Annotated in this window: 7 protein-coding genes; 3 read left to right on the forward strand and 4 right to left on the reverse strand. The window is 28.7% G+C overall.

Annotated elements, in window-relative coordinates:
- Positions 1 to 186: 186 nt before the first annotated feature.
- The 4 genes from EF514_RS10400 to EF514_RS10415 all read right to left on the reverse strand — a co-directional run bounded on the left by EF514_RS10400 (position 187) and on the right by EF514_RS10415 (position 4,880).
- Positions 187 to 1,500: a glutathionylspermidine synthase gene (locus EF514_RS10400; RefSeq protein ID WP_127725386.1), complete on the reverse strand. Its 1,314-nt coding sequence runs from the start codon at positions 1,498 to 1,500 to the stop codon at positions 187 to 189.
- Positions 1,493 to 2,794: a glutamate--cysteine ligase gene (locus EF514_RS10405; protein ID WP_127725387.1), complete on the reverse strand. Its 1,302-nt coding sequence runs from the start codon at positions 2,792 to 2,794 to the stop codon at positions 1,493 to 1,495. The genes EF514_RS10400 and EF514_RS10405 overlap by 8 nt, the downstream gene beginning before the upstream one ends.
- 153 nt (positions 2,795 to 2,947) lie before the next feature.
- Entirely contained in the window at positions 2,948 to 4,537 is a 1,590-nt protein-coding gene (locus EF514_RS10410) for a zinc ribbon domain-containing protein (RefSeq protein WP_164845593.1), read from the reverse strand.
- A gap of 103 nt (positions 4,538 to 4,640) precedes the next feature.
- Entirely contained in the window at positions 4,641 to 4,880 is a 240-nt protein-coding gene (locus EF514_RS10415; RefSeq protein WP_127725389.1) for a hypothetical protein, read from the reverse strand.
- 169 nt (positions 4,881 to 5,049) lie between these two features.
- Between EF514_RS10415 and dnaX the strand changes: the two genes are divergently transcribed.
- The 3 genes from dnaX to recR are packed head-to-tail and all read left to right on the forward strand — an operon-like array spanning position 5,050 to position 7,645.
- Positions 5,050 to 6,687, forward strand: a complete 1,638-nt coding sequence (dnaX, locus tag EF514_RS10420) for a DNA polymerase III subunit gamma/tau (RefSeq protein WP_127725390.1) — start codon at positions 5,050 to 5,052, stop codon at positions 6,685 to 6,687.
- A 10-nt stretch (positions 6,688 to 6,697) separates the two neighbouring features.
- Complete coding sequence (locus tag EF514_RS10425) at positions 6,698 to 7,039, forward strand: YbaB/EbfC family nucleoid-associated protein (protein ID WP_127725391.1); 342 nt, start codon at positions 6,698 to 6,700, stop codon at positions 7,037 to 7,039.
- Between the two features lie 3 nt (positions 7,040 to 7,042).
- Complete coding sequence (gene recR, locus EF514_RS10430; RefSeq protein ID WP_127725392.1) at positions 7,043 to 7,645, forward strand: recombination mediator RecR; 603 nt, start codon at positions 7,043 to 7,045, stop codon at positions 7,643 to 7,645.
- The last annotated feature ends 17 nt before the right edge of the window (positions 7,646 to 7,662 follow it).

A 7,662-nucleotide genomic window follows, 5' to 3' on the forward strand; every position in this document is an offset into this window, starting at 1 on the left:
GTCAAAATCTTATTAATATGGAACTAAAATATTAATATTAGAAAACTTAATAATATATTTAAGCTATTGTTATTTTAATTGATAAGTTGAGACTTGATTTAAAATAATAAAGTGATAGAAAACTATTGATGAAACAATAAATATAAAAATTTATAAATAATAAAAAACCGCTAGCTAGCGGTTTGATTACTTAATATAAATATTTGGAGCTGAATAATAATTTCCCTTACCTCCCACAGTTGCATTTTTACCTATTCTGGTATAGGGTGCAATAAATTTTTCATTATACATATACATTCCAATTACACCAGTAAAGTCATTTACCTCCAAATGTCCGTCATTGGTAAATTCTACAAAACTTAAAGGTTTGACATCATAATATTCTTGATAAATGTAATTTAAATTAAGTGATTCGTAGATTTTTTCCTTCCATTGTCTATCATTAAAATCTCTTCCGGCATAGACTCCTTTACTTGCATATTCATCAGCCGGTTTTAAAATAAAACTATCTTTATTTTTAATTAATATATCGATGTCTTTTTCATTTTTCAAAATAAATGTAGGTAGGAAATGTTCGTCTATGAACTTATTTTCTTCATCATTTAAATAACTTTTAGTTAAATCGTTTTGGAGTATGGTAAAAATAATTTTGCTATGCATAATCTGAGATCTAAATGATCCCAACATCATAAAGGCATTATCATAGTAAGCTTTAATAAAATCCGTCAGCTCACCGTAATTTTTCATAAATTCAGAAGTAACCATTCTCCTATATATCAGATCAACTTCATAATTATTATAGACTAGTTTACCATTTAAATACCTTAAGTCTCTGACATCTATTATTTCACAATTAAAGCCTAACTTATTATAAATATTTTTAAATTCATCAAACTCTTTTGAAATACCCAAATCTAAAAAATCAACAATTGCAATGTTGGGCTTTTTCTCATATTTTTGCTTATATATATTTGTGGATTCAAGAACCCATGGAGTAAAAAGTTCTACGTTATTTAATTTATATTTTTTCTTAAACTCTTTAAAGGCGAGAGTTTCCATTAGTAAATTACCTATAATATTATCTTCATTCATACCTGAAGTACCGTCAGTATTAAATTCACAGAACTTATAATTTTCCTTATCGCCATAAAGCATATCATATCTCGCCATAGGAGCCGGTATATCATAACCGGGATTATGAAGTATAAGCTCTTCCAATTCCTTTGGGAAATTAAATAATTTTCTAAATTCACTATTATTTAAATAAGCCTCTGTAATTTTTCTTGTAATAGAAACTAGAATATTACTCATATTTATAAAATTGTTCTTTTCTTCTTCTGAATAGAAAAAACCCTGATAGAGTGCAGGAACAGGTTCTCCCTTATATATGGCATTTGACCTACTGATTTTATCTTGAAAGCTTAAATAATCTTTAAAATATAATTCTTCATCTTTTAATAATAATTCAATATATTCTTTTACATATTCATTGTTATACATCTGACACCTCTATTTTGTTGTTAATAACTGCTTCTCTCATACCTTTTTCCAAATAATTTTTTTCAAATTCATCTCTTGGTTTAATATTGTTTTCAACAAGCTCTAAAAGTGGATTTAAATAAAGCGCCTCGTCATAGTCTAAACTCTTCTTAGCCAGATTAATCAAGTATTTAGCTAAGTCAGATATTTTTTCGTTCATATAAGTTGCATTGTATCCATAGTTATAACTTGAATTTTTAGTATTTATTATATCCTCATATGAAACATCTTTGAACTTGAGATAAAGATCATCTAAGGCTTTTTCATTATAAAACAATGCCTTTATTAAAGCCACAGCTGAAATATTAAGCGGATAATTCACGGCATCCATCATTCTAAACTCTAAATATTTTTTCAGTCTCAGGTCTGGAAATACAATACTCATCATATGAAAAATAACTTCATCAGAGTCATTATCCGGATCAAATAATTCTTTAAATAATTTGTCGCCTGTACTATAGACATTACCATCTTTCTCCATAAAAATAGGAGGGGTGTTTAGAATATATTCTGCATATTTCTTATAGGATAAATCTTTCTCAAAAGCCAAAGCTAAAATACCGGAACGATTTGAATCAGTATTTTCCCATATTTTTTGTCTTAAATTTTGCTTGTCATAGGGTTTTGATTCAAAAATAAAAGAGTTGTCAAACATAGTGTATAAAATGGGGGAAATGGCGCTCCCTACAAAATATTTTTTAATAAAATCCGCTTCATTTTTAAAATCAATTGAGACTTGGACTGAGGCAGTTCCTTTCATCATATTATGGGCCATATTTCCTCTTTTTTTAAAATGTTCAAACATAAAAGAATAGCGTTTTTTTGGAAGTATGGTTATTTCATCAATTTTAGTAACCGGATGGTAACCTAAAGCAATAAGCATTTGGTTTTTCCTGTTGAGTATAGGTTCTAAAATTTTTATAAAGTCTTTATATTTTTCAGATAGTTCTCCAATAGTTTTTTTAGAGTTAATACTTAGCTCAAATTGAGAACCGGGCTCTGTAGAAACGCTCCAATCATTCTTAGTAAATCCGAGAATATTTTCGTTGTCGTAATAAGGATTTGCTTTTAATTGGTTGGACAGTTCCAATATGGTTTCTCCAACTCCGTTCTCACCGTAATAAGAAACGGTTTTAAGAGAGTCTTTATGGACTATGAAGTTTTCAAATTCAGCTCCAATAGTAAAGTTCTCTTCATTTTTTTCGCCTGACTTTATATAATCAATAATTCGATTGACTTGTTTTTTATAATTCATTATATGCCTCCATTATCTAGTTAAACTTAGGTACTATTTACCCAAATGAAAGTTTAAATATTCTATATAGTAAAAAAATAAAGGAGATGAAAAATATAAAATTATAGATTTATTTCAATAAAAAATAACACTGAAAACAGTGTTATTCTAAATTTACATAAATAAATCTACAAGGATAAAAATAAATTTTGAAATAAAGTCTAGAAGTATAAAAGGTATTAAATACCATGCAACAAAATTGACTTTACTTTTATTTTTTAATTGCTTCCAATACAAGGCAACTGCAATTAAAGGTGATAGTATAAAAAGAAAAATTGTTGCTATTGGAAAAGCTATTAAAGAACTAAGCAAGCTAAAGGAGAAAAATCCATACCACGGCGAAAATATAAATGCTATAAATAGAAAAATTTCACATACTAACCAGTTAATAAAGGAAAAATTTCTTACTTCTTCTTCGCTGCTTTCAGTCCAATCCTTATCCGTTGCAACGTTTAAAGATACGTAGTATTTTAAAAAACTAAAAACAAGTTTAAGAACTATTAAAACTAAAAGACCAAAGGAAATTCTTTTCATACTTATTATAATTGGAAGTGATGAAAGCACAGCACTTATAATAAATAAAGTTTTAAAATACTCTTTATTTTTTGAATTTAATGTAGATTCAAATAAAAGTAACTTTTCACTAATAAAGCTTATAAATTTATAAAAAGCTTTCTTAAAAGTTGAAGATGATTGCTTAGTTTGTGAAACGCTTTTTTGTATAGGTTCTTTTATTTCCTTAGCATTTTCTCTTAAACTGTCCTTTGAATTTTTAGTAGGAATTTTTTTCTTTTCCTCATCTTTATGCTCGGTTATTTTTTTATTATCTTTTTTTTTGAAAAGAGAAAATTTATTTAAAAAGCTTTCTTTTTTTGAATCTGTTTCTTTAGGCTTGTCCTCTTCTTTTTTCTTTATTTCTTCATTTACTTGTTCAGTAAAACTTTTATAACTAATGGAATTTTTAGATTCAGGATTTATACTTTCACTTTTTTCTTTTTCACTTTCTTCAAGTGCTTTTTCAATAGCCACCTTAGGAATGTCTAAAGTATTTTCCATACTTCTATTAGAGCTAGTAGAGGAGAGCAGTTCAATATCTTCTTCCTTAGTTAAAGGTTTCTTTTCTTCTAAAGAAGAAAAAATTGAAAACTCATCATCATCTTCATTAATAAAATCCTTCCATAAACTCTTTAAGCCTTTTTTCTTTGGTATTTGAGTTTTAGGTTTTTTAATTTTATCTTTATCTATTTGATTTTTAGCAACTATTTCATCCTTAGTTTTTCCGTTTATAGAGTCAGTCTTATTATCTGATTTTGTTGGAATCTTATTGTCTTTAATATTTTTAGATTTAAAATCATCAGTACTTACTTTAGAAAAAGTATCGGTTAAATCTTTAGGGGCCCTTTTGTCCGGTCCGTATAAATTTTCAGTAGAAGAAACCTTTTTTTCATATTCGGAAATATTCTGAGAAATTTTTTCATCAACTGCTTTTATAATATTTTTAATGTCATCAGTAGTATCGATTCCATCTAATGTAGTAATTGGCTTAAATATTTTAGTTGAATCATCTAATTTAACCTTTGTATTATCTTTTTTATCTTGATTTTCTTCAACTATGGAAATTTTTACATTTTTAAGATTTTTTCCACATACAGGGCAGTAATTATCTGATGGAGAAACTTTACTTCCGCAATTAGAACAAAACAATGAGTTCACCTTCTTTAATTTAGTAAGTTAATTATAGCATAAAAAAAAGAGATACTCTATTTTAAATACGAAAAAGGAAGCCTTCAAAGCTTCCTTTAGTAATTTATGCTTCTTCTTCTTCAGTTTCTTCTTCAGTAGTTTCTTCAGTTTCTTCTTCTGGAGTAGCTTCTTCTTCTTCAACTGGAGTTTCTTCTTCAGTAGTTTCTTCTTCGTTTACAGTGTTTTCAACTGCTGTGTTGTTTGTTGGCTCTTCTTCAGCTGGTTTGTTATTTCCACCACAAGCAACTAAACCTAACATCATAACACTAACTGTAGCAACACTAAGTATTTTTTTAATTTTCATAATTTTCATACCTCCTAAAGTATTTAATTCTTTACTGATATAATAAACAGAAAGTGTGAAAATTAGGTGAATATAATGTAAAAACTAGCGGAACTTTAAAAATTATTAAATAATTCTATTGCGGAATATATTTTAAAATCGTGTTATAATACTTTTGGGAGTGAAATTCATGTATCAAGCACTTTATAGAAAATATAGATCTAGGACCTTTAATGAATTGGTAGGTCAAGATCATATTGTAACTGCATTAAAAAATCAAATAAAAAATGAGGAACTTTCACACGCATATTTGTTTTCTGGTACTAGGGGAACGGGTAAAACTTCCGCTGCAAAAATATTTGCAAGAGCGGTAAACTGTCTTAATCCCCATGAGGGAGAACCTTGTAATGAATGTGAAAGTTGTATATCCATACTTGAAGATAGAGTTATGGATGTAGTGGAAATGGACGCTGCATCTAATAACGGTGTTGATGATATTAGGGAGTTAAAGGAAAAAGTAGTCTATCCTCCTTCAACTTCTAAATACAAGGTCTATATAATAGATGAGGTTCATATGTTATCTAAGGGAGCTTTTAATGCTTTATTAAAGATTTTAGAAGAACCTCCAAGGCATTTAATATTTATTTTAGCCACCACTGAACCGGAAAAAATACCTCAGACGATTTTATCAAGGACTCAAAGGTTTAATTTTAAAAGAATCAGTACTCAAGTTATTATAGAAAATTTAAGGAGAATAACTGAACTTGAAAACAAATCTTGTGATGATGAGGTTTTTACATTAATAGCAAATAATTCCGACGGCGCAATGAGAGATGCTCTTTCGCTTTTAGACCAGTGCTTGTCTTTTACCGATGAACATATAAGTTATGAACTTGCTACGGAAGTACTTGGAATAACTAATGAAGAAGTGGTTTTTAAATTAGTGGATGCTCTTGTAGATAGAGATATTAATAGAGCTTTAACCTCTCTTGACAATATTTATATGTCAGGAAAGGATATTACTATTTTAATTTCTGATTTAATAGTACATTTTAGAAATATAATGGTAGTTAAAACAGTTAAAGATTTTAATGAACTTTTATATACTACTAGAATTGAAGAATATTCAGCAATAAGTGCTAAAATAGATTTAGATGATATTTTAGAAATACTTAAAATTTTAAATAAAACTTTGGCAGATATAAAATATGTTCAGGACAAGAAAACAATTTTTGAAATGAGTGTAATTAAAATTATAAATTCCAAAAGTGATAATTTAGAAAAGCGAATTGAGATTCTTGAGAGTATAATTGACAGTTTAAAAAATGATGGCAGTCTTTTATCTAGTGACATCAAAAGTGTTAATATAGAAGCGGGAAGTATTAATAAAGAAAAGGCTGTAAATATTGATAAATCCTTTGAAAACAAAAAGTCAAAGGTTGAAAGTAAAACACCTAAGGAAGAGAAAACTGTAGAAATGACTAAGTCCAGCGGAACTTTAAATTTAAATAAAATTTTAGAAAGCTGGGATAGCATTTTAAATGGTTTTAAACAACAGAAAAGAGTAAATATAGCTGTACTTTTAAGTATGGCAAGAGTTTCTGATTTTAAGAACAATACATTATTTATAGAATATGATGAAAAAAACTTTTTCAATTACAAGGCAATTTCAACAGAGGATAATGTAAAATTTATTACAGACTTTTTAAATAATTACTTTAAAGAGAATATGGAAATAAAATTTCAAATTGCAAATTTTAAAGAAAAAAATGAAGCAATTGAAAGAGTAGAAAATATATTTGGCAATGAAAATATAGAAAGAATATAGGAGGAAAAAAATGGCAAAAGGATATCCGGGTTTCCCTAAAGGTGGAGGAAACATGAATAATATGATGAAGCAGGTCCAAAAACTTCAAAAGCAAATGGAAACTATGCAGGAGGATTTAAAAAACAAAGAGGTTGAGGCAACTTCAGGCGGTGGAGCAGTTAAGGCTGTTGTAAACGGAAATAAAGAACTGGTCTCTTTAAAAATCGATGAAGAAGTAGTGGACCCTGATGATGTTGAAATGTTACAAGATTTAATAGTGGCTGCTGTAAATGAGGCAATGAGAGTAGCAGAAGAAAAAATGAGTTCAGAAATGAGTAAGCTTACTGGCGGATTAAACATACCGGGACTGTAAGAAATGAAAATGACAGCAAAACCCATTGAAAATTTAATTAATCAATTAAATAAACTTCCCGGAATAGGAAGCAAGACTGCTCAAAGATTGGCTTACTATATTATTGATATGCAACAGGATGAAGTGGAAAAATTATCCAATTCGATTTTAGATGCTAAATTACAAGTGAAAGAATGCAGCATATGTTCCAATTTTACTGACGAAGATCCGTGTAAGATTTGCTCAAGTTCTAAAAGGGATAACTCAACGATCTGTGTAGTGGAATATCCTAAAGATGTAGAGGCTATGGAAAGAACCAGATGTTTTAATGGACTCTACCATGTACTTCATGGAGTAATTTCACCTCAAAAGGGAATTGGGCCCGCTAATTTGAAAATAAGGGAACTTTTAAGACGGTTGGAAGATGACAGCGTAGAAGAAATTATTATTGCAACTAATCCAACTGTGGAAGGTGATACAACTGCTTTGTATATTTCAAAACTGACCATACCTCTAGGAGTAAAAACAACTAGAATTGCCTACGGAATTCCTGTAGGTGGAGATTTGGAATACTACGATGAAGTAACTATTTCCACAGCCTTAAATAATAGAAGAGAATTAAAATGACACCGCGAGGTGTCATT

Origin of the sequence: Anaerosphaera multitolerans (assembly GCF_004006535.1) — a bacterium.
GTDB classification, from domain to species: Bacteria; Bacillota; Clostridia; order Tissierellales; family Peptoniphilaceae; genus Anaerosphaera; species Anaerosphaera multitolerans.

What these genes read in the sequence shown, in the direction of transcription:
- EF514_RS10400 (WP_127725386.1), bottom strand. Translation starts at nt 1,500, where the DNA reads ATGTATAACAATGAATATGTAAAAGAATATATTGAATTATTATTAAAA.
- EF514_RS10405 (WP_127725387.1), bottom strand. Translation starts at nt 2,794, where the DNA reads ATGAATTATAAAAAACAAGTCAATCGAATTATTGATTATATAAAGTCA.
- EF514_RS10415 (WP_127725389.1), bottom strand. Translation starts at nt 4,880, where the DNA reads ATGAAAATTAAAAAAATACTTAGTGTTGCTACAGTTAGTGTTATGATG.
- dnaX (WP_127725390.1), top strand. Translation starts at nt 5,050, where the DNA reads ATGTATCAAGCACTTTATAGAAAATATAGATCTAGGACCTTTAATGAA.
- EF514_RS10425 (WP_127725391.1), top strand. Translation starts at nt 6,698, where the DNA reads ATGGCAAAAGGATATCCGGGTTTCCCTAAAGGTGGAGGAAACATGAAT.
- recR (WP_127725392.1), top strand. Translation starts at nt 7,043, where the DNA reads ATGAAAATGACAGCAAAACCCATTGAAAATTTAATTAATCAATTAAAT.